The following is a 22,184-nucleotide window of genomic DNA, read 5'->3' as shown; positions in this document are numbered from 1 at the left end:
TATAAATTAATTATTATTCAAAACTAGTTTCTTGTCAACTATTTCTTTCATTTTTTTGGAAACAATTTCAGTTAAGCAATCAATAAATACAGATTGCGAATTTGGCATATTTGGTCTGAAATATGATACGTTTAATTCATCAGTTACAACTTTACACTCGTAATCATTGTCATATAAAACTTCTAAATGCTCTGCGACAAAGCCAACTGGGCAATATACGAAAGATTCATATCCACGGTCTTCAAATAAATCTCTCGTTAAATCTTGCACATCCGGACCAATCCATGGATCAGGTGTATTTCCGGCACTTTGCCAACCAATTGTATAGTTTTGAATCTTTGCAGCTGCTGCAATTAAATCCGCTGTATGCTGTAATTGTTCTACATAAGGGTCACCTGCCGCAATAATTTTTTCTGGCAAACTATGTGCTGAAAAAATTACGACTGCTTTCTCTTTATCTTCAATCTTTGTAAATGTTTCTTTTATTTGATCTGCCCAATACGAAATAAATTTCGGCTCATCGTACCATCGTTCAATTGGTTCAATAACTGGACCACCGATTTCTTCCGAGAGACGAATCGCACGGTCATTATACGCTTTAATGCTAAATGTAGAATAGTGCGGTGCTAATACGATACTAATCGCCTGCTCAATTCCGTCTTTCTTCATTTCTTCTACCGCATCTTCTATAAATGGGGCAATATGTTTTAAGCCTAAGTAACAAGTAAATTCATACTCTGTAAATATATTATTCATAGAATCTGTTAATTTATGCGCTTGCTCTTTCGTAATTTTTGCAAGTGGTGAAATTCCGCCAATCGCTTTATAGCGCCCGATTAAGTCTTGGAGTGCCTCTTCAGAAGGTTTACGACCGTGGCGAATATGTGTGTAGTACGCTTCTACATCATCTAATGATTCTGGCGTTCCATACGCCATTACGAGTAAACCTATTTTTTTCTTTGTCATCTATATAACACCTCAATTTTATAAATGAGAATCTTTTTCAAGAACATTTGTTTCCAATTATAACAACTAATAATAAGTACGTCAAAATAATTATTCTAAATAAGTATTTTTTCTAATATGATTTTGAATTTTATTTGACAATTTATTTAATAAAAAGCGACTTACGTAAAAGTAAGTCGCTTTTGTCCTATTCTTTAATGTTTACTCCATACTCTTTAAACCAAACATGAATTTGCGCTAAATGAGCTAAAAGTTGAGGGCCTGTCATTAATTGACCGAACCAAGGTGATTGAAATGCACTGCCGCCTGACTCAATTAATCCGCTTAGCTGCTCTTTATCAAACAGTTCGTGTAAAATTGATCCTTTATCCGTTAATAAATCTTGCAGCCATACTGTTACTGCTTTCGTATAGTGCGGATTATGTGTTTTCGGATACGGGCTCTTCTTTCTATATAAGATGTCATCTGGAAGTAATCCTTCTAACGCTTTACGCAATAGACCTTTTTCGCGATTTTTATACATTTTCATTTCCCAAGGAATATTCCACGCATATTCGACAAGTCGGTGATCCGCAAATGGAACGCGTACCTCTAAGCTTGCCCCCATGCTCATACGGTCTTTTCTGTCTAATAATGTTGTCATAAACCATACCATGTTCAAGTAAAATAACTGTCGTCTCTTTGCTTCAATTGGGCTTTCTCCCTCTAAAATAGGAACTTCTTGAATGGATTCTTCATAGCGCTGCTGTACATATTGTTGTAGGTTTAATTTATTTCTCCACTCTTTCTTTAACAGTTGTTCACGTGCTTTTGTAGAGCGCATCCACGGAAATGCACTCGATTGCAAATCATCTTCTCTATAAAACCACGGATAACCACCAAATATTTCATCTGCACATTCCCCCGATAAACCGACGACAAAATCTTGTTTAATTTCACGACAAAACCATAATAATGACGAATCAATATCTGCCATACCAGGCAAATCACGAACGAGTACAGCTTCTGTTAAATACTGTGCTAATTGTTCATTTGAAATGACGCATCGATGATGAATCGTTTGAAACGTCTCCGTCATCAAATGAATAAATGGTGCATCTGAATTTGGCTGGAACGCATTCGCTTTAAAGTATTTGTCATTATCTTCATAATCAACAGAGTATGTGTGTAATTGTCCTTTTCCTGACTTTGCGTATTCTTTCGCAGCTATCGCTGTAATGGCGCTCGAATCTACACCACCTGATAGAAAAGTGCACAGTGGTACATCAGAAACGAGCTGCCTTGTAATCGCATCTTGTAATAAAAAGCGTGTTTTCTCTACGGTTTCTTCAAAGGAGTCTTCGTGCTTTTTGCTTTCTACATTCCAATATCTCCATATGCATAAACCGTTCTTTGAAAATGTCATCGCATGACCTGGACGTAACTCTTTTATACCGGCATAAATACCGTGACCAGGGGTTCTAGATGGTCCAAGTCCAAATATTTCGGATAACCCTTCTAACGTTACTTCCGCCTTCACATCTGGATGCGCCAGTATCGCTTTTAATTCTGAACCAAATAGTAATCGCCTACTATCGTATTTATAAAATAGCGGTTTTACACCTAATCGATCTCGCGCGATAAACACTTGTTCTTTCTGTTCATCCCATACGGCAAACGCATATATACCGTTTAAATGATCGACACATTCTTCTTTCCATTCCATATACGACGCTAATAATACTTCCGTATCAGAATGACCTTTGAACGTATATCCTCTTCTTAATAATTCCTTTCGAATATCTTCCGTATTATACAGTTCACCGTTATAGCAAATTGCATAATTCGTTTCATCTTTTAAACAAGTCATCGGTTGTTTCCCACCCTCAGGATCAACAACGATTAACCGTTTATGTCCAAATGCAACATTACCTTTAATCCAAACTTTATTATCATCTGGACCACGCTTCGCTAACGTCTCAGCCATTTTTGTAACGACGTCCCGTTCTCCTTCTAATGAGCGTTTATAATCCACCCATCCTGTAATCCCGCACATATAAATCATCCTTCCATCTTATTTCTTTTCTTGAACGTGCAGTAATCTCCACCCTAAGAGTGCGGATTAAAAAATGAAAAACTTAACGATAACCTACTATCCTCATACGGAATAGCATTTTCACTCAGTAAAACGTGTTTTATTGTATGCCCACCTATGTCTAGATGTGTCTAGTTATAAAGAACGCATGAACTGTCTATAACAGAAATAACTACTTTTCATAAAGGAGAAATCATGTATGATACAACGTAACCATATTTTATATAACCAGCCCCGCGCTCATACAGTCGGTAATGTAGAATATATAAACAATGAATGGGTATTCTTTGATGATGAAAATGATGAAGCATTTTTATTAGAAGATATTGCCGGTGATGGCTTTGAAATTTTATATAACAACAACTGGCTACCAGCTCGTTTCTATGAACAAGATGTATTACAAATCGCCAACGAACAGCACCACCTGCAAAACGGGGAAATGATACGCATTCGAAAAAAATTACTTCTTAGTTATACGGAATGGCTTGAGGAGTTACCTGACTCTGTCTTTACATTATTAACGGAATCATTGCAATCCCTTCATTACTCTTTATATGATTGCATGTATTGTCATAATTATTTATCTTTCTTACCGAAAGAGGAGGCATGCGAAGGAGTAAATATTCTTTTATTTGATAACGAAGAGATGATTTGTACATTGCAGCACCATTTCGTTCGTCACGCTACGTCAAATAAAAATATGTTTCGTTTTACGAAAGTAAACGGAGAAGAGTTGCATATTGATGCGCCATAAAGTGAAACTTTAATTAGCAAGGCAATCCCACTGATTATTAGTCTTCAACAATCGGGTATTTACGGGATAAAGTAAAAAACCACCTTATCTCCCAAGTCTTTGAGATTATAAGGTGGTTTTATTTATTATTAGAACACTTTCCAACCAATTGGTAATTTTAATCCAAGGTAAAATACTGCTACTAGTGCAACAATAAATAATCCCCAAAATGCCCCTGTTGCTTTGTTCTTGCTCATTTTCACAAGAACCATTTCCATTCCAGCGATAACTAAAATACCAGCTAGCATTTTTAGACCGTACCACATGTGCATGCTACCTGTTGCTGTCTTCATAATACTCATGTACAACATGAAACCTGTCACAATAATGATAATGTACATAAGACGAAGCCCCATATGTACACCCTTACCTTTTCTTCCTGCTGAATAAAGTGAATACGCAACAAAGAATAAAATTAAACCTAACGCCCATGCTGTAATATGCATATGTACCATCGTATCCCTTACCTCCTCTTTTCACACTTTTTCACTCTATATGATAACATGTTCATTTATTTTCAGGAAATGTTTCGCTTTTTTACATTTAAATGATATAATATTTAGAGTATTTACAAACTTCTTGTAATAACAAAAGGGGGAACAATCATGATTCAAACTAAGGATATTATCGAACTTACAGACACATACGGAGCAAATAACTATCACCCACTTCCGATCGTTATTTCTAAAGCAGAAGGCGTTTGGGTAGAAGATCCTGAAGGAAACCGCTATATGGACTTATTAAGTGCATATTCTGCAGTAAACCAAGGTCATCGTCACCCAAAAATTATTAACGCTTTAATTGACCAAGCTAATCGTGTTACGTTAACTTCTCGTGCTTTCCATAGCGATCAATTAGGTCCTTGGTACGAAAAAGTTGCGAAACTAACTAATAAAGAAATGGTACTTCCAATGAATACAGGTGCAGAGGCTGTTGAGACTGCAATTAAAACAGCTCGCCGCTGGGCTTATGATGTGAAGAAAGTAGAAGCAAACCGTGCTGAAATTATCGTTTGTGAAGATAACTTCCACGGACGTACAATGGGTGCTGTTTCTATGTCTTCAAACGAAGAGTACAAGCGTGGATTCGGTCCAATGCTTCCTGGTATCGTTGTAATTCCTTACGGTGATTTAGAAGCGTTAAAAGCTGCTATTACACCAAACACAGCTGCATTCATTTTAGAGCCTATTCAAGGTGAAGCAGGAATTAACATCCCACCAGCTGGTTTCTTAAAAGAAGCTCTTGAAGTATGTAAAAAAGAAAACGTTTTATTTGTAGCAGATGAAATCCAAACTGGCTTAGGTCGTACTGGTAAAGTATTTGCTTGTGACTGGGACGGTGTAACTCCTGACATGTACATACTTGGTAAAGCGCTTGGTGGCGGCGTATTCCCAATCTCTTGCGTAGCAGCAAACCGCGACATTTTAGGCGTATTCGAGCCAGGTTCTCACGGTTCTACATTCGGTGGTAACCCACTTGCATGTGCTGTTTCTATCGCAGCTCTTGAAGTGTTAGAAGAAGAGAAATTAACAGAGCGTTCTCTTCAATTAGGAGAAAAATTAGTTGGGCAATTAAAAGAGATTGATAACCCAATGATTACTGAGGTTCGCGGTAAAGGTTTATTTATCGGTATCGAATTAAACGAACCAGCTCGTCCTTACTGTGAACAACTAAAAGCAGCTGGTCTGTTATGTAAAGAAACACACGAAAACGTAATTCGTATCGCACCACCTCTAGTAATCTCTGAAGAAGATTTAGAGTGGGCATTCCAAAAAATTAAAGCTGTATTATCGTAATAATAGAGAGGTTGTCCTACACGTTAGGACAACCTCTTTCTTTTTATATTGATTTATATTAAAATAAGTTTGTAATTTTCTGTATTTTAATTCCACAAAGGAGGTACGATATGTTATTGAGATATGGCAAACATATTAACTATTTAGCTACATCTTTTCTTTTAGTTACATTCTTTGGCTTCCTACTTTCCGTAACATCGCTTAGTCACTACTCAACTCCCACTACATTCACACTACTGAAAGCATCATTTTGGACTACTGTTATTCTTACTATCATTGGTTTTGGACGAGAAAAAAGCGCACTTACGGTTATACTATTTGGCATTTGTACACTTGCATTAATTGGTCTTTATACCTTTTCCGTTATCGATTACCTCTATCACCCAAGACCATAGAAAAGAGCTATCTATTAATAAGATAGCCCTTTTCTTCATTTCACTACATTTCGCAAAGTACCAATTCCTTCTACTGTAACGACCACTTCATCACCCGCATGCAAAAACTTCGGTGGTGTGAAACCTTTGCCGACTCCAGCCGGCGTTCCTGTTGCGATAATATCTCCTGGTTCTAACGTCATACCTTTACTTATCGTTGAAATAATTTCTTCTAGTGAAAAAATCATTTTATTTGTATTTGAAGTTTGTCTTATCTCTCCATTTACTACCGTTTCAATGTGTAACGCATTTGGCGTTTCAACCATTGATTTATGAATTAAATACGGTCCCATCGGACAAAATGTATCGAAACTTTTTCCAAGGAAAAATTGTTTATGCTTCCTTTGAATGTCGCGAGCAGTTATGTCATTTATAATGGTGTAACCAAAAACATGCTCAAGCGCTTTTTCTTTTTTTATTTGTTTCCCTCGCTTACCGATGATGATAGCTAGTTCGCCTTCATAGTCTAGTTCATTCGTTGCGTGGGGATGACTATTAATTTTTTCATCCATTCCAATAACTGTCGTTGGCGCTTTCGTGAAGATCATTATATTTTCTGGAATTGACTCTTCTCCGCCCATTTCTATCGCATGCTCACGATAATTTTTTCCAACGCACAAAATATTCTTCCTTGGCCTTGGAATTGGTGCTAATATTTTCACCTCAGTTAACGGGTAATACGCCGTTCCTTCATTTTCCTTTGCCCAATTTACAATATCACATATTTTTTCAAAACATTCGGTTCCTTTTTCAATACACTCTAACATTGTGATTGGAACTGTAACCTTTTCCCCTTTTTGCCTTTGCGCTTCTCTTAAGTGCAATACCTTCTCTTCCTCTTCATCCACAATACCTACAAATACCTTTTCATCTTTTTTCGCCGTTACAAAACGCAATATTTCCACTCTCCATCCTAAAACTCATACCCTTTAATTGTATTCGCATCCGTAAGAAAAAAACCTTCTCATACACGCTAATTTTTACAATATTCTTCTCATATCCTATTCGTTACTCCTATGCATTTGGCATAAAATGTAGAAATTTTACTTTTTTTAGCGAAGGCATTTCTTTTTTATGGTTTTTTTGTATAATATGTACTACATATATACTAAAAATTTCATTTAGAGATGGAGCCGATTTCAATGTTTGAGCAAGCGATTGAAAAAAAACGTGAAAAAATGATTTATTTTGCTGAACGCTATGGAATGACTTCTCAAAAAACAGTGGATTGTAGCCAGGAACTGGACAAGCTCTTAAATGTAATTTGGCATGTACATACGGATTTTCACCCTAATCAAACACTCGAAACACACACGCAATAACGTGTGTGTTTCTTTTATTTCAAAAAAACACACATTTTATTGAAAACGCCCATACAATAGTAGAAAAGAAAATTTTAAAAACGAAAGGTGTTTTGTATGCCAGCTATGGTCGGACATATTCGTATCGTCAATATTGGATCAAGTGGTATTTTTCATATTGGAGATGTATTTGCGATTAGGCCTATTAGTTATTCACGCGCTTTCGCTGGGGCCGGCTCTTTTAATGTTGGAGATAACGTTTCTGTCTACAATTATCAAAGTGCAACGACTGTTAATGATTCAGATGTCGTTGATCAAGCGATAATTGGTTCAACTTAAAGGGGGCGATTGTATTGAATTTTTATGTAAACCAAAGCATCATCATTAACAGCATTAAAATTGATAGCATTACAACCTCTTCTGTATTTCAAATTGGTACTGCTGGAAGTATTAAAGCTCTATCTAAATTCTCGAATACTGGCGGATTTACAGAGCCCCTTCGTCCATTGCAGGCGAAAGGACAAATTATTTCTATCAAACCATCAACTAGTTCTTCTTAAGACATCCTTGTCATAAATATATAGCAGGAATGTATTTACCCTCCCTATTGAAAAGGAGGTTTCACAAAATGAATCAAGATATATATACTTACTTACACCAACTTCAACAAGCTCTTCAAATACAACAAGCATCCATCCTGAATTTAGAGGATCAAGTGCGCCAACTACAAGAAGAGCTTAACGAATTAAAAAATCGCCCCTCCTCTTCTGTAGGAAAAGTGGAATACAAATTCGATCAATTAAAAGTAGAAAATTTAAATGGTACTTTAAATATTGGTTTAAACCCATTTTCAGCAAAAGGGCAACAAATCGAGGATTTTCAAGTTGATACAGAAACTTTGAAGGTCAATCCTGAAACTGAAACAAACCCAGACTTTTACCAAGGCATCCTTCAAGAAATGCATCGTTACTTAGATGAAGAAGCATATAGCCGAATTCTCCATTTTGAACAAGAAGAGAGAACACCGCTCGATGAAATGTATCGACAAATGATGGTGGATGACATAAAAAAACAAATGGAGCATAGACTTCCTTATTATTTATCACAAGCGCAGTCATATGAAGGGATTTCAACAGATCCAGATTACTTACGAGATATCATTATTCAAGCAATGAAACAAGATATCGATAAAGCCTTTCTATCTTTTATTCAACACATACCGGGCAATTTCCGAAAGGAGTAAGTATGTATGAATGTTAACGTTGTAAATCGTGAATTGAAAGTCGGACAGATTAAAATGAACGGTGTATCGTCGTCCGCACTCTTTTTAATTGGAGATGCAAATCTCCTCATACTATCTTCTATTCTTGATACACCATTTGAAACTGTTACAGAGGGTCCGTTTGTACCGTTAGTTACAGATGTCCCTCCTACTCCAGGTTAAGGAGACTGAGAAATTATGTTACATCATGTATCTATTGTCGAAAATGTTTCTATTATTTCTTTAGGTATTGCTGCCGTATTTCAAGTTGGAGACGCAAATCAAATGGAATTAAAAAGTAGAGCTCTTGCTGTTCACCGAGAAATTCCTTGTTATATAAAAGACGAAGGTCGCTTAGATGCATTTGAAATCTTTACCGATGAATACATTACAATCCCGAAACGAACGACAGATGTAAAATTAAACATTATAAATGAGTGTCCTTTTATTGAAGTGAATAACGTTGAATTGCGCACACTTTTAAACTCTGGTGGATTTCAAATTGGAAATGTTGATTATGTTTTTAATAACTCTCGTATTATGCAAATTCGCCAATATATTACGGATGAACCTTCCGCTCAATAATTCATATAGTAATTACAAAGTTTAGTAAAGTAGGTGGATGGTATGCCTTCTGTTGTTGGAAATCTCGTCGTTCAAAACAGTAATGGTTCTTTCAATTTAGGAGATTTTTATAACGTGTCTCCGAAAGAAAATACGAAAGCTTATAATGGTTCCGGAGCTTCCAATGTTGGATTTGTCGTGAATACGTTTAACGGTGTTAGTGCAACAAATACGTTTGATTCTGATGTGGCCGATCAAGATCAAATTGGAACAGCGTAAAAAAAGTAGGAGAATATCTCCTACTTTTTTCTTTTACCTCATTCAAGTTTATCAAAAACTCCACTGTTTACTGTTTCATTTTATTTAAATGATAACCCATTCTCCTCCAAAGCCTTTCTAAGCTTCGGCATAGACGCAGGTCCCATACCATGTAGTTTTAAAATTTCTTTTTCACTATACTTTGAGAGTTCTTCTATCGTGTGAATTCCATGGTGCTCTAGCGCATTTCGTGCTGGTGATGAAAGAAGTGAAAGAAATCCTGTTTTTGGTTTCTTTTCTTTCTCACAAGTTGGGCAAGTTGGACAATCGCTACTTTTGTAGTATTCATGTCCTTTTTCACACGTTCTTAACGTTTTTTCCGTCACCATTTTCAAATCCCTCTATTCTTCAATTTTTACAACATGGTTGCCATCAAAGAAGTATAAGCATTTCTCTTTCACAGGATGTTGCAAGCTTTTTTCAAGTGCCTTTGCATATAAAGAAAGCTGCACTTTATATCGATCTTCTAAAATTGGTTTCGCCTGATCGAATCCGCCTGGGAACTTCCCTTCAATCGTATCCGTTTTAAAATCGATTAAAGTGATGCCGTCTTCCTCTTCAATCATGCAGTCAATAACCCCTTGGACAAGAATCGATTCTCCGCTCTTCCCTTGCCAATCTTGATATGCTTCGTCTGCTGCAAGCATCATCGTAAATGGCACTTCACGCTCAACGCTTTTCGCCGCTAATACCCTTTTACCTAAGTCACTGTCAAAGAATGAAATTACTTTTTCAATCGCTATTTCTTCCGCCTGCTCGAATGTTAATAATTCCTTATTTACCATTCCAGCAATTTGCTCTTGAAGAACTTCAATCGTAATCGGCTTCTTCAAATCAACATGCTGCATAACAGCGTGAACTGCGGTTCCACGCTCTGCGTACGTTAATCCCTTTTTCTCCATAAAACGAGGACGCGTTTTAATTGGTGCACGTAATTTTTTAATAAAGGCATTATCGCTACCTTCTTCAGATTGATAATTTCTCTTTATTTCTGTAACAGACTGTTTCGCACGATGAGATGTTGCTTCCTCATATCCGTACTTCCACATTAATCTGTCATACACTTCTTCTTTTCGTTCACTTTGCAGGGGAACAGCTTTTTTCTCACGAAGCGCTTCTAATAATTCTTGTTTCTCTTCTTGAACCGGTTCTGGCGCGAGTAACGTGTTACCGTCAACAACTTCTACTTTCCAGCTCGTGTCGTACCCATAAATTTCAGCCGGAATACTACCTTGTCCTAATTCAAGAAGCATCTCACTATCACGATGTCTATATAATGAAGGTGCAATCCAGTCTAAATAACAAGACGCTCCGGCACGTATATGGTCTGGTAATAACCATTCACTATGCTCTCTCGCATCAAGCCATTTTTCCATTTCCTTATTTGCATCCTTTACTGTACCGATTAAAATTAACTTTTCTTTTGCACGAGTTAACGCTACGTATAATACGCGCATTTCTTCCGCAATTAATTCCATCTTCATTTTACGTTTAATCGCAAGTTGCGATAATGTCGTATATTTAATACGTTTACGAGGATCAATAAATTGTGAACCGAAACCGAAGTCTTTATGCAGTAAGAAACGTTTCATTAAGTCTTGTGTATTAAAACGACGACCTAGCCCAGCTACGAATACGACTGGGAACTCTAGTCCTTTACTTTTATGAATCGTCATAATACGAACGACGTCTTCTTGTTCACCTAAAGCTCTCGCTGTACCCATATCATCACCGCGTTCTAAAATACGTTCAATAAAACGCAAGAAGCGGAATAATCCTCTAAACGATGTTGCTTCATATTGTCTTGCACGGTCATATAGTACGCGTAAATTTGCCTGTCTTTGCTTTCCAGCTGGTAAACCGCCAACGAAATCGTAATAACCTGTCTCACCGTACACTTTCCAAATTAAATCAGAAAGTGACTGTTGGCGTGCAAATTCACGCCATCCTTGTAGTAAGTTATAGAACCACTCTAATTTATCATGTAGTTCTCGTTCTTCTTCAAGCGGTGCTCCTTTTAAGAATGAGCTCATCACTTCATAAAACGAGCCTTTTTTCCCGTGAGCACGAAGCGTTGCAAGTTCTTCATCATTTAATCCAACGATTGGTGAACGAAGCACTGCTGCAAGCGGAATATCTTGCATCGGATTATCGATCACGCGGAATACGTTCATCATTATATTTACTTCTGTCGCTTCAAAGTAACCAGTCGCAAGATCAGCGTATACTGGAATTCCTTGCAACTTTAACTCTTCCATAATTTGCGGCGCCCACGGCATAGAGCGAAGCAAAATAACGAAGTCACGGTATTGTACAGGGCGCATACTATCCGTTTTACGGTCATACACTTCATAACCTGAATCAACCATCGCTTTAATACGCTGCGCCATAAGTCGAGCTTCCAGCTGTGCTTTTTCTACTTCGGCACCTTCTTCACCTTCTGGCACTTCTTCTTCCGTTTGCTGAATACATAGTAGTTCAGCCGCTACATCTTCACCTTCTGGATAGCTAGCACCTAACTTTAATTCAGCGTCAGCATCGTAGTCAATTTCTCCGACTTCTTCGCCCATAATTTGTTTGAAGATAAAGTTCGTACCTGCTAATACTTCATGACGACTACGGAAGTTTTTCGCTAAATCAATCTTCATTCCGCCGCCTAATCCTTCTTGTGTGAAGCGTTTATACTTTCCTAAGAATAATCCTGGTTCTGCTAGTCGGAAACGATAAATCGACTGCTTTACGTCACCTACCATGAATAAGTTTCCTTCACTCTCAGAATCTTTCGTTACGAATTTAATAATCGATTCTTGCACGAAATTCGTATCTTGATATTCATCAACTAATACTTCAGCAAATTTATTACGATATTGAAGCGCTACTGCAGATGGCTTCATTTCACCATTTTCACTTTGTTCACTTAAAATTTGTAAACAGAAATGCTCTAAATCTGTGAAATCGACCATTCCTTTATCTCGCTTCATTGCTTGGAAACGCTCGGTAAATACTTTTACAAGTTGAACAAGCTTCTCTAATACAGGATGCATATCTTGAAAATCTCGTAAGAAACTTTCAGGTTTGCGGCTAAATAGCTCTTCTTGTAATTTCTTCACTTCATCTTTCGCTTTATTACGAAGAGAATCTACTTGTTTTACAACATCTTCATTGTAATCACTTTTCTTAATACGCTTTAACGTTTGCCACGATACGTTTTGCATCGCTTCATACACACTTGTCCACGATTCACGAGCAGCTGATGATAGCGTTCCAAGTAAGGCTAAATCTGCTTGCAGTGTTTCAACGCGAGGCGCTGGACCGTCAGGAAGCATTGCGAGGTCCGTCGCTTTACGAATATGCTGTTCCGCTGTTTCAAGCTGGAATCTTACATCTTCTAATAAATAAGAAGCGTACACTAAATCTTCAATTGTCTTTCCTTCCACGTCGTATGCTTCTACTAATTTATCGAGCCATTTTTCCGGATTTGGATGTGCCCTTGATTCTGTATGAAGTGCTAAAATCATACGCTGTAAATCATCATCGCTACGGTCACTCGTATAACGGTCAACGAGTTCAAAGAATATCGTATTATCTTCAATTCCATACTCTTCTTCTAATATGTCATCTAGCACTTCTTCTTTTAACAATTCATTTTCCGTTTGATTCGCAATGCGGAAACGAGGATCAACATCAAGCATGTAATAGTATCCTCTAATTACTTGTAAACAAAAGGAATGGATCGTCGAAATAGAAGCTTTATTTAATAGGCTCAGCTGCTTTCTAATATGCTGAGAGCCTGGCTCATCAATTAATACTTTTTCTAACGCTTCCCCAATTCTGTTTTTCATCTCTTGCGCCGCTGCATTCGTAAATGTTACAACGAGCAGGCGGTCGACATCGACTGGATTTTCTTCATTTATAATCTTTTTAATAATACGTTCAACCAATACTGCTGTTTTCCCTGAACCAGCTGCTGCCGCGACTAAAATATCACGTCCGTTCGCTACAACGGCTTTCCACTGGTCATCTGTCCACTGACTACCTTCTGGTTTTTTAGGCCAATTTTCTATCATTCTCCGCCAACCTCCTCTCTAATTTTCTCCATCGCTTCGCTATCTTTCATATCTTTTAGCGTACGGAATTGGTTATCTTCAAGTGATTCATCGAACTGACAAACAGATTTGAAGTTACAGAACGTACACGCCGCTTTATTCCCTTTTTTATAAGGAGCAATATCGATCACGCCTTCTGTAATATCTTTTCCGATGTTTTCAAACGTATGGTGTACATATTTTTGCAGTACGTTAAACTCTTGTTCACTTGCAATGCTCGAACGCGCACTAAAGCTACCGTCTTTTTTCAGACCAGCAGAAATAATATCAGAGCTTCCTGTTGAAAGTTTGTTATCCATTAAACGAACAACGTCAGTGTCTCCTAGTACGAGTCCTTTCATTTTAAATTTCTTTAAAATCTCTTTCTCAATTTCCGCTTCAGATGCGTCACCTTTCACCTCAACGATCGGGTTATGAATATGGAAGTACAGCACACCAGCCGGTGATGCCGTGCCGCCTTTTTTCATCCACGTATGTGCATTTGAAGTAACAACATCTAAATACGTTAACATTTGAAGTGCTAATCCGTAGTACACTTCCGTTAAATCTAACGCTTTTGAGCTCGATTTATAATCAATAATACGGAGGTATGTCCCGTTTGCATCTTCTGCCTTATCAACACGGTCAATACGGCCAACTACTTCCATCTTCACACCATTTGGTAATGAGAATTCCATCGGCGGAAGCGATCCTGTACCGCCCATACCGAACGGTACTTCTAAATCAACTGGTACGAAACCACTTGATTTCGCGTGCTCACGAAGAATGATTGACGTACGGAAAATGATTTGTTGAAGTTTTTGTTTTAAATAGAAATGACGGTTTGAACTTAATAAAATTTGTCTTTGTAATAACGGTGCAATCTCTTCTATTACTAAAACAGAAAGATGCTCACACTCTTTTATCGATAAATCCGCCCAAGTACGGTTTTCACGTAACAACCTGTCCGCAATTCTCTTCAACGCTGCATGGAATAATTCTCCGATATCTGGCGCATCCAGTTTGAAAATGTCGCGCTCTCTTAACGATAAACCGTGCTGCGCGAAATGAGCGTACGCACAACGGTTAAATAATTCCATACGAGAAACGCTTCCTTTTATTTTATCTCCGTATAAATCTCTACTTACAGCTGTACTTAGCTTTTGCGCACGATTTCGGTAGAATAAGCTTGATAATACGCGGCTACTTTTTTGTTTCCATTCATCTGAAGTAACGTAGAAATTATAGACATCCCACCAAAAATCTAAATTCCCTTCAAATCCGTATCGCTTCCACGTCTGTAGTTGCTGCATTACATATGACAACGTTACTTCTGGCGTTGCTACATATGAAATTTGTTCCGAACGTGATAAATCATTTACGTCATTTGTAATAAATGTATCTTTCACATCAGGGAACATTCTCTTTATTTTCTTAATAAAGCTAGAAGCAAGTAACGTTTTTCCTTCCTCATCTGCAAGCGGGCATGAAATGTATAATTTCTCAGTTGCTCTCGTTACCATTTGATACATAACGAACTGTTCTTCTAATAAAGTTTGTCTCGTCGTTGGTGCTAATTCGATACCTGCTGCACTAAGAACGTCTCTTTCCTCATCAGAAAGCATCCCTTCATCCATCGGTGCCGCTGGAATCACACCTTCATTTACGCCAATAACAAATGTTGCTTTCACATTTGATAATCTTGAACGATCAATATTCGCAATTAACACTTGATCTAATGACGGCGGAATGTTGGCAAATTGAAGTGCCTCAAGACCTGTCGACATAACGTCGGTGAACATAGAAAGTGACATTTTTTCTTCGCCAAGCATCTCAACGAACGTATCAAGAAGACTCATTACTTCTTCCCATACTTGCTCGTGATCTGTCGCGAATAAGAAATCTCCGCTCTCTTCTGCACGAATACGTAATGCTTCTAGTTTTTTCGGAACGTCCAGCTCTTCTAAAAATAAGTAAACAGCTTCGCACATTTGCATAACTGTTCCCGCGCGCTTCAGTCTTTTTTGCATACGAATAACAGGCGTCCTTACAACGTCACGCAATCGATTTATTTTCTCTTCCATTTCACGTTCACTGTCTGTAATCATCCCGTCCGTATCGTCAAGAGAACGATAGCGGCGATACATCCATGGATCTTCAGAAGTCCATCTCTTTCCTTGTACACCGTACGCTAAACAGTAGTTTTCAAATTCATCCATCTCTTCGCGCATCGTTTCTTTTCTTACGTCTAATGGATATAAAAGTTCTGTTTTTACGCAGCGAAACACTGCATCATAACGCCAATTCCCGCTAATAATCTCGAGTGCAGAACGAATGCATTCTACTAGCGGATGATGTGACATCGGGCGTTTTTCATCGATGAAATGCGGGATATTATAATCTGTAAATAACGTTCGCATTACATCGTAATAACTTTCTCCGTTACGAAGAAGAACCGCAATATCTCGGTAACGATAGTCTTCATCTGCCACAAGCCTACGAATTTCACGAGCAACGCCTTCTACTTCCGCTCGTAAATTCGCGGCTGTATGAATCGTTACACTTGCTTCTCCATGAAACTTTTCATTTGGTCGTGCTTCGTAGTGCGCTTCTAAATGCGCTAATGATTGCGAATGAAAACGTGGCTGTTCCATAAGTGGAATTGTTTTTTCAATTTCTATCTTCTCTTCACGCGCTACTTGTTTTATTTTTTCATACGTTAACGTCGTTTCATAAAATAAATCTAGTTCATTTACTGGCTGCGCTAACGTTTTTTCATCTAGTGTTAACGTGATTGTCACTCTCGCACCGCAAATCATAAGCTGTCTTACAATTTCTAGTTCTTGCGGTGAGAAGGAATGAAATCCATCTATATAAATTTCAGCTCCATTTACATATTCAGACTGCGGAAGCTTTTCCACTAGTAATTGCAAATAGTCTTCTGAATCTAAATATTTTCCGATTAAAGCACGCTCGAAATCATCATATAGTAGTTGTAAATCATACACTTTATTCGCTAATAGTTTTTGTTCGGCACTGCTACTATGTGCATCTAATTGTTGCCACATTTCATATACGTTAGATGGCGTCACATTGTAACGTTTAAACTCCGCAATCATACTGCCAAGATGTTCAAAGAAACCGTTTTGCTCCGCTGCTTTTTGGAACACCGACAATCCATCTTTACGAGATTCTACAATTTTACGAAGTAACATATGTACGCCCGCTTCATCAATGTGAAGACGACTCGCTCCACCAACTTCTTGCAGCACCTTCCACGCTAATCGTGAAAAACTAAAAACTTGTGCCCGAATAGAACCTCTTACATCCTCACTACTAATTAATGCCTGCTGCGTTTGGAATGTCATCTGTTCTGGCACAAGATATAATATTGTTTCCCCTCTTGGACGTTGCTTTAACTCTTCTTGCACTTCGTGTAAACAAAGTGTACTTTTTCCACTTCCCGCTCTACCAATCACAAATCGAAGTGACATGTAACCCCACCTTTCACTTACATAACGAACGTTAGTTTGCTACTATAATTGTATTATAGGACACGAAAAAAGACAAACGGAGTAGTTTGCCTTTTTCTATACTTCTACCTATTATATCAACCTTTTGAAAAATTCGTTTGCACCTCTTGAATTGGCCAATATCGTAAATCAACTTTACCGACAACTGTATCAGCTTTTACAAATCCAAAATGTCTACTATCCCAGCTCCCGAGGCGGTTATCACCTACTACAAAAATATATCCAGGTGGCACCGTTTTTTCCTTCGTTAACTCTTCTAACGTAAAGTCACCTGTTAGTTGTCGTCCATTTATCTCTTTCTTATATCTCTCTAAATAAGGTTCATCCACGAATTGTCCGTTTATATATAGTTTATCATGCTTATATTCAATTTGATCTCCAGGTAAACCAATAATTCGTTTTACGTAGTCCTCTTTTTTATTCGCATGAAACACAACAACATCAAACCTATTCAAGTCCCCCACTTGATAACTCACCTTATTTACAACGAGCATATTGCCATCTTGCAATGTCGGCATCATTGACTTACCCTCTACAACGTACGTTGAAAAGAAAAACGTTCGAAAAAATACAGCTAATAATATACCAATTAAAATTGTTCGTATCCACTCTATGCCTTCTTTTTTCAAAGTTTTCTTCATCCGCTTCTCCCCTTATCCTTTAATAATGAAGCTTTCCTTTACAAAGAAGACTATTCTTAATGCAGTTCTAATTTTACTTCGATTTTCTTACCGACATACCATAAAATAAAAATACCAATTGCTACAATGACTGATTTCAACGGATTATGAATAAATGACATTAAATCATGACCGATATACGTTAAAATAAAAATCATCACAAGCTTTCCGAACGCGAGCGCAAGGCCAAACTGTTTTACACTAATGCGAGATAAACCAGCGACAACATTTATAAGCGCAGACGGTGTAAACGGAAAACAAAAGATGACGAAAATCGGCGCGAATCCTTTCCTTTCAATCCATCCCATTGCCTTCCGTACTCTCTCATGCTTATTTACAAAAGAAAAGAAACGACTGCGGCCAAAATGGCGGATAATGAAAAAGACAAGTAAAGCACCCATTACTGATCCAAGCCAAGAATAAAGAAAACCGAGCCAAAATCCAAATGCAACAGCATTCGCCAGTACAAATACGATGAGTGGCAATGCTGGAATCAACGCTTCTATCATCGGTAAACCAATACCAAGAAGTGGTCCGAATGCTTTATAACTTTCAACAATATGATCCATATTTTCTGGTGAAAAGTACTCTTTGATTGTCTGAAAATCCATTCTACACTTTACCCCTTTACTCTAAGTACTACCTCTACTGTATCATTGCCTATATGAAAGAGGAAATGGTAGATACGACATATGGAGATGTAATTATTAAGTTTCCATATCTCCCATTAGAATTCCTTCATTATTATGCTATGATAATCTATCAATATTCGACAGGAGGTTTCGCATTTTTAGAAGTGACCCTTGCACATTCCTCAGTCAGTGAAATTATATCGGCGATTTCTCGAATATATCGACTTACCGAAAAAAACTGAAAAACAAAAAAGATGGGGGGGTGCCCCATCTTCTTAAACTTCGCCTTCTTTCACAAAATATACTTTCTCGTATGCTGGTTTTAATTTAGATTGTTCAATTTTATCAATCTCTTTAAAACAAGGGCTCCCTTGCTTTTTCCTACGATCTTCATATTCAGTACGCAATTTTGCCGTACGATTTAGTTGATTTTCAAAACTACTTTTTGATATTTCTAATTTCACAGCAAAGCCATTTATAAATCTAACAATAACATTTCCATCTTTTGACTCTTTATTACTTTCAATATAAAAATGAGACAACCAAGCACACTCTTTTCTAGAGTATGAATAAGTGGGGAAAAAATAAAGTTGATCTGTCGGACTAATCGCAATCGGTGCTTTATGTGTAATATGAGTTAACTCTTTCGTTCCTTCTTTTCTGCCTAAGAAACTAGAACCATGCTTACGACAACTTCTTTCTATAATATCTAGGGGCTTTTGAAATACGAAAAAGGAATCTCCCATTTCAACAACTCGTGTAACAATTTTCTTCTCACTTAGAATAACAGGAAGTAAGGCCATTGTATTTTTATTTACCACATAGTTTTCGACATAGCGTTCTACTTTACTTTCCATATTCTACTGTCTCCTTTTTTCCATTTATATTAGCAGCTGCATATATAATTTTAGCATCTATGAAAAGGAAATGGCTTACAGATTACGCTTTTTTACAATACTTTATCATTTGTCAAATATCTTTCAAATTATCAAATAAAAATATAGCAATTTAAAAAGAAATGAGCTATACAAAATGTCTTTATACTACCTATAAATATTTACAACTACTTCCTCATTTCGCATCATTACAACAATTAACTTTGCTATAATGAAAAGGAAAATCCAATATATGGAGGTCCACTATGGAAGAAAAAGAAATGCAACCAACGATTCAAATGAAAAATAGTAGCATTGTGATCGTGAAAAACTCAGCTAGCATTATATTCGGACTTTTTTTCATTCTACTATTCTTCGCAAAGCCTTTTCGAAAATCAAAATGCTCTGAATGTAAGAAATGCGCGAAAAAAAGAGTTGAAAAAGAAGAGTAAAAGGCCTTCCATTTTGGAAAGCCTTTTACTCTTCTTCCTATTTTCTTCCGAGTGCCCTTATATCCCCTTTTTAATATTACTACATACAAAAAACATGATTAAAAATGATCCACTATGTTAAAAAGTACTTGTACGTGTTACCCATTTTTATTAAGAACTTCAACTTTATACATCACTAGCAACTTTTTAATTCGTTAAATCTGCAATATAGATTTTGTATAGAATTCCATTTCAAAACACAAAATATGTAAGTGATTATTTATGATTACATTAGTTTTTTATCTAATTCCAAAAAGGAGCTGTATAATATGGAGAAAAAAAGTCTATTAAGACAACAGATTAATAGCGTCCCATCAGATGCTCTGAATACCCCTAGTAAAGAGCAAGAACAAATGTTAGAAACGTCATCTCAAAACGAACAAAATTCTAACAACAATACTAATAAAAAAGATATTACTCAAAGCCTATATGGCGTAGATTTACCCATTTCGGATGTAGACAGAACAACAAATAAACAATGAATTGTAAAGAAAAAAATTAAGAACAAATAAAGTGAAACTTTAATCGGTCCTCAACAATTGGGCGTTAACAGACAGTTGGTCTCCCGCCGAATTTTGAGAGGAGAAGCCAACTGCCCGTTAATGCGCATGATAAAAGGACGACCATTATTTTCACAGTTATAAGGACGTAATTTTTCTTCAATGAAATGAAAACGAATTGTTACTTCAATCGTACGTAGAAAATGATCCTGCAGAACTAATTCTTCTATAGAAACTGATACGCGTTCACCCCGATGATTTTCGAATACCTCCATCATAAGAAATCTCTTCTTTTCCATCAATTTTGACATAAAAAAAGAGATGGAAAGACTTGCTCCACAACATAAAAAAAGGATGGCAGCAGCCATCCTTTTTTCTATCATCAACTATAAAATTATAGTTTGATTACGTTTTTAGCTTGAGGTCCACGGTTACCGTCTTCGATTTCGAAGCTAACTTTTTGACCTTCTTCTAGAGATTTGAAACCGTCAGTTTCGATTGCAGAGAAGTGTACGAATACGTCGTTTCCGCCTGGAACTTCGATGAAACCGAATCCTTTTTCGTTGTTAAACCATTTTACTTGTCCTGTTACTGCCATAATTATTTCCTCCTAAGAAAATACACATTTTATTTTTTTAGTTTTCCTATCTAAAAAAAGAATCCACACATTATCAAATACGAAACATAAACTAGTTCTCACATACTTTTTCTCGTTCGTTTTCGGCACTTGATAACATATGGATTGCTTAATTTAACTATTCAACTGACATTATCATAGCACATTAAAATAAAATGTACAATCTTTTTTGAAAATAACTGACAAATTAAATTGATTGTACATTCGTAAATATTCGATTTTAACACGTGCAGCATTTACTATAAAATGAACACATACATTATTTGAATGCGATTACATCCCTTGTTCTGAGGTGGTACAATATACTCAAGCGGTCGCGATATTGGAGGGAATTATATGTCAAACTATACAAACGAAGAAAAGCTTACAGGGGGAAACGTCTCAAATGTACACCGTTCTGCAAATACTGTTCGGCGAGAATTAAAGCCTGGCAGCGCACGAATTCATCAATTATTACAGCACTTAGAAAAGAAAGGATTTCATCAAGCTCCAAAGTTTTTAGGGGTAGATGAAAAAGATAGAGAGATTTTATCCTTTATTGAAGGAGAAGCTGGAAATTATCCGTTAAAAGAATATATGCGGTCTAACGATGTTTTAAAAGAAATCGCAAGGATGCTTCGCCTGTACCATGATGCGGTAAGTGATTTTCCGTTAGTAGCTGATTGGAAACCGATGGATCTTACTCCAAATAACATGGAGGTTGTATGCCATAACGATTTTGCCATATATAACATTATTTTTCATGACGAGAAACCAGTTGGCATTATTGATTTCGATGTTGCTGCTCCTGGCCCAAGAATTTGGGATATCGCTTATACGCTTTATACTTGTATACCTTTAAGTAGAGTGTATTATACAGAATCGGGCGAGGCAGTTCATTATGAACCTGCGCAACATGCCAATCGCATAAAAGAAAGAGTGAAATTATTTGTCCATTCCTACGGGAAAGGTATGGACGAAGATTACATAGGTATGGTACTAATACGCCTAGAAGCGTTATGTACGTATATGAAAAGAAAAGCAAACGAAGGCGACGTAAATTTCCAAAGAATGATTGATGATGGACATTTAAAGCATTATGAAAAAGATATGCAATTTATTCGTGATCATGGAACTGAATGGATTTAATCATATTGTCTTTTTTTGTCGGTAAGTCGATATATTTTCATTTACTCCTCGAATCGTTCGAAAAATAATAAGGGGCACCCTTCAAAAAGGGGCCCCTTCCTTTTATCCCGCTTTAA

Annotated in this window: 24 protein-coding genes and 1 pseudogene; 13 read left to right on the top strand and 12 right to left on the bottom strand. The window is 37.0% G+C overall.

Annotated elements, in window-relative coordinates:
- Positions 1-6: 6 nt before the first annotated feature.
- Together hemH and asnB are read right to left on the bottom strand one after the other, a co-directional pair.
- On the bottom strand, positions 7-966 hold the full coding sequence (gene hemH, locus COL05_RS19755) for a ferrochelatase (RefSeq protein ID WP_098669838.1): 960 nt from the start codon (positions 964-966) through the stop codon (positions 7-9).
- A gap of 187 nt (positions 967-1,153) precedes the next feature.
- Positions 1,154-3,001 (bottom strand): asparagine synthase (glutamine-hydrolyzing), encoded by a 1,848-nt coding sequence (asnB, locus tag COL05_RS19750; protein ID WP_098669837.1) that lies wholly within the window; start codon positions 2,999-3,001, stop codon positions 1,154-1,156.
- 238 nt (positions 3,002-3,239) lie between these two features.
- Between asnB and COL05_RS19745 the strand changes: the two genes are divergently transcribed.
- The gene (locus COL05_RS19745; protein ID WP_098669836.1) at positions 3,240-3,794 is read left to right on the top strand and encodes a DUF2777 domain-containing protein; all 555 of its coding nucleotides are present in this window, start codon (positions 3,240-3,242) and stop codon (positions 3,792-3,794) included.
- A gap of 128 nt (positions 3,795-3,922) precedes the next feature.
- Here COL05_RS19745 and COL05_RS19740 read toward each other — a convergent pair whose 3' ends face one another.
- Positions 3,923-4,288 (bottom strand): YisL family protein, encoded by a 366-nt coding sequence (locus COL05_RS19740; protein ID WP_098669835.1) that lies wholly within the window; start codon positions 4,286-4,288, stop codon positions 3,923-3,925.
- Positions 4,289-4,438: 150 nt separating this feature from the next.
- Between COL05_RS19740 and rocD the strand changes: the two genes are divergently transcribed.
- Complete coding sequence (gene rocD / locus COL05_RS19735) at positions 4,439-5,629, top strand: ornithine aminotransferase (RefSeq protein WP_000616655.1); 1,191 nt, start codon at positions 4,439-4,441, stop codon at positions 5,627-5,629.
- A gap of 110 nt (positions 5,630-5,739) precedes the next feature.
- Positions 5,740-6,024 carry a hypothetical protein gene (locus COL05_RS19730; RefSeq protein WP_098669834.1) on the top strand — a complete coding sequence of 95 codons (285 nt, stop codon included), beginning with the start codon at positions 5,740-5,742 and terminating at the stop codon, positions 6,022-6,024.
- A 35-nt stretch (positions 6,025-6,059) separates the two neighbouring features.
- On the opposite strand, the gene COL05_RS19725 is transcribed toward COL05_RS19730, so the two are convergent.
- Positions 6,060-6,959, bottom strand: coding sequence for a fumarylacetoacetate hydrolase family protein (locus COL05_RS19725; protein ID WP_180233471.1), 900 nt, complete (start codon positions 6,957-6,959; stop codon positions 6,060-6,062).
- 246 nt (positions 6,960-7,205) lie between these two features.
- Between COL05_RS19725 and COL05_RS19720 the strand changes: the two genes are divergently transcribed.
- From COL05_RS19720 to gerPF, 7 genes are all read left to right on the top strand, one after another.
- A complete protein-coding gene (locus COL05_RS19720) occupies positions 7,206-7,385 on the top strand; it encodes an aspartyl-phosphate phosphatase Spo0E family protein (protein ID WP_098258255.1) in 180 nt (59 codons plus the stop codon).
- Between the two features lie 96 nt (positions 7,386-7,481).
- Positions 7,482-7,703 (top strand): spore germination protein GerPA, encoded by a 222-nt coding sequence (gene gerPA / locus COL05_RS19715; RefSeq protein ID WP_001111188.1) that lies wholly within the window; start codon positions 7,482-7,484, stop codon positions 7,701-7,703.
- A gap of 14 nt (positions 7,704-7,717) precedes the next feature.
- Positions 7,718-7,924: a spore germination protein GerPB gene (gerPB, locus tag COL05_RS19710; RefSeq protein ID WP_001012508.1), complete on the top strand. Its 207-nt coding sequence runs from the start codon at positions 7,718-7,720 to the stop codon at positions 7,922-7,924.
- Positions 7,925-7,992: 68 nt separating this feature from the next.
- Positions 7,993-8,607 (top strand): spore germination protein GerPC, encoded by a 615-nt coding sequence (gerPC, locus tag COL05_RS19705; RefSeq protein WP_001070752.1) that lies wholly within the window; start codon positions 7,993-7,995, stop codon positions 8,605-8,607.
- 6 nt (positions 8,608-8,613) lie between these two features.
- Positions 8,614-8,808 (top strand): spore germination protein GerPD, encoded by a 195-nt coding sequence (gerPD, locus tag COL05_RS19700; RefSeq protein WP_001102342.1) that lies wholly within the window; start codon positions 8,614-8,616, stop codon positions 8,806-8,808.
- Positions 8,809-8,823: 15 nt separating this feature from the next.
- Positions 8,824-9,210, top strand: a complete 387-nt coding sequence (locus COL05_RS19695) for a spore germination protein GerPE (protein WP_002194453.1) — start codon at positions 8,824-8,826, stop codon at positions 9,208-9,210.
- A gap of 42 nt (positions 9,211-9,252) precedes the next feature.
- Positions 9,253-9,468 carry a spore germination protein GerPF gene (gerPF, locus tag COL05_RS19690; protein WP_001141566.1) on the top strand — a complete coding sequence of 72 codons (216 nt, stop codon included), beginning with the start codon at positions 9,253-9,255 and terminating at the stop codon, positions 9,466-9,468.
- 80 nt (positions 9,469-9,548) lie between these two features.
- Here the strand turns inward: gerPF and COL05_RS19685 are convergent, their stop codons facing one another.
- From COL05_RS19685 to COL05_RS19655, 6 genes are all read right to left on the bottom strand, one after another.
- On the bottom strand, positions 9,549-9,836 hold the full coding sequence (locus tag COL05_RS19685; protein ID WP_098669832.1) for an RNA polymerase alpha subunit C-terminal domain-containing protein: 288 nt from the start codon (positions 9,834-9,836) through the stop codon (positions 9,549-9,551).
- A 12-nt stretch (positions 9,837-9,848) separates the two neighbouring features.
- A complete protein-coding gene (gene addA / locus COL05_RS19680) occupies positions 9,849-13,574 on the bottom strand; it encodes a helicase-exonuclease AddAB subunit AddA (protein ID WP_098669831.1) in 3,726 nt (1,241 codons plus the stop codon).
- A complete protein-coding gene (gene addB, locus COL05_RS19675) occupies positions 13,571-17,086 on the bottom strand; it encodes a helicase-exonuclease AddAB subunit AddB (RefSeq protein WP_098669830.1) in 3,516 nt (1,171 codons plus the stop codon). Before addB ends, addA begins: the two co-directional genes overlap by 4 nt.
- 116 nt (positions 17,087-17,202) lie before the next feature.
- A complete protein-coding gene (gene lepB / locus COL05_RS19670) occupies positions 17,203-17,766 on the bottom strand; it encodes a signal peptidase I (protein WP_098669829.1) in 564 nt (187 codons plus the stop codon).
- A gap of 56 nt (positions 17,767-17,822) precedes the next feature.
- Positions 17,823-18,416, bottom strand: a complete 594-nt coding sequence (locus COL05_RS19665) for a TVP38/TMEM64 family protein (protein ID WP_098669828.1) — start codon at positions 18,414-18,416, stop codon at positions 17,823-17,825.
- A 296-nt stretch (positions 18,417-18,712) separates the two neighbouring features.
- The gene (locus COL05_RS19655) at positions 18,713-19,294 is read right to left on the bottom strand and encodes a competence protein ComK (RefSeq protein WP_098669826.1); all 582 of its coding nucleotides are present in this window, start codon (positions 19,292-19,294) and stop codon (positions 18,713-18,715) included.
- Between the two features lie 284 nt (positions 19,295-19,578).
- Between COL05_RS19655 and COL05_RS19650 the strand changes: the two genes are divergently transcribed.
- Positions 19,579-19,764, top strand: coding sequence for a hypothetical protein (locus COL05_RS19650; protein ID WP_098669825.1), 186 nt, complete (start codon positions 19,579-19,581; stop codon positions 19,762-19,764).
- 308 nt (positions 19,765-20,072) lie between these two features.
- A complete protein-coding gene (locus tag COL05_RS19645; protein ID WP_142337577.1) occupies positions 20,073-20,285 on the top strand; it encodes a hypothetical protein in 213 nt (70 codons plus the stop codon).
- A gap of 128 nt (positions 20,286-20,413) precedes the next feature.
- On the opposite strand, the pseudogene COL05_RS19640 reads toward COL05_RS19645, so the two are convergent.
- A pseudogene (locus COL05_RS19640) lies at positions 20,414-20,581 on the bottom strand (IS5/IS1182 family transposase); the annotation flags it as partial.
- A 116-nt stretch (positions 20,582-20,697) separates the two neighbouring features.
- Complete coding sequence (cspA, locus tag COL05_RS19635) at positions 20,698-20,901, bottom strand: RNA chaperone/antiterminator CspA (protein WP_000301523.1); 204 nt, start codon at positions 20,899-20,901, stop codon at positions 20,698-20,700.
- 375 nt (positions 20,902-21,276) lie between these two features.
- Between cspA and COL05_RS19630 the strand changes: the two genes are divergently transcribed.
- Entirely contained in the window at positions 21,277-22,068 is a 792-nt protein-coding gene (locus COL05_RS19630) for a phosphotransferase (protein ID WP_098669823.1), read from the top strand.
- Positions 22,069-22,184: the final 116 nt, after the last annotated feature.

The organism is Bacillus sp. AFS059628 (assembly GCF_002571225.1).
In the GTDB taxonomy this organism is placed as follows: Bacteria; Bacillota; Bacilli; order Bacillales; family Bacillaceae_G; genus Bacillus_A.
The sequence above is the reverse complement of the archived record's forward strand: the minus strand, read 5'-3'. Positions and strand labels throughout refer to the sequence as shown.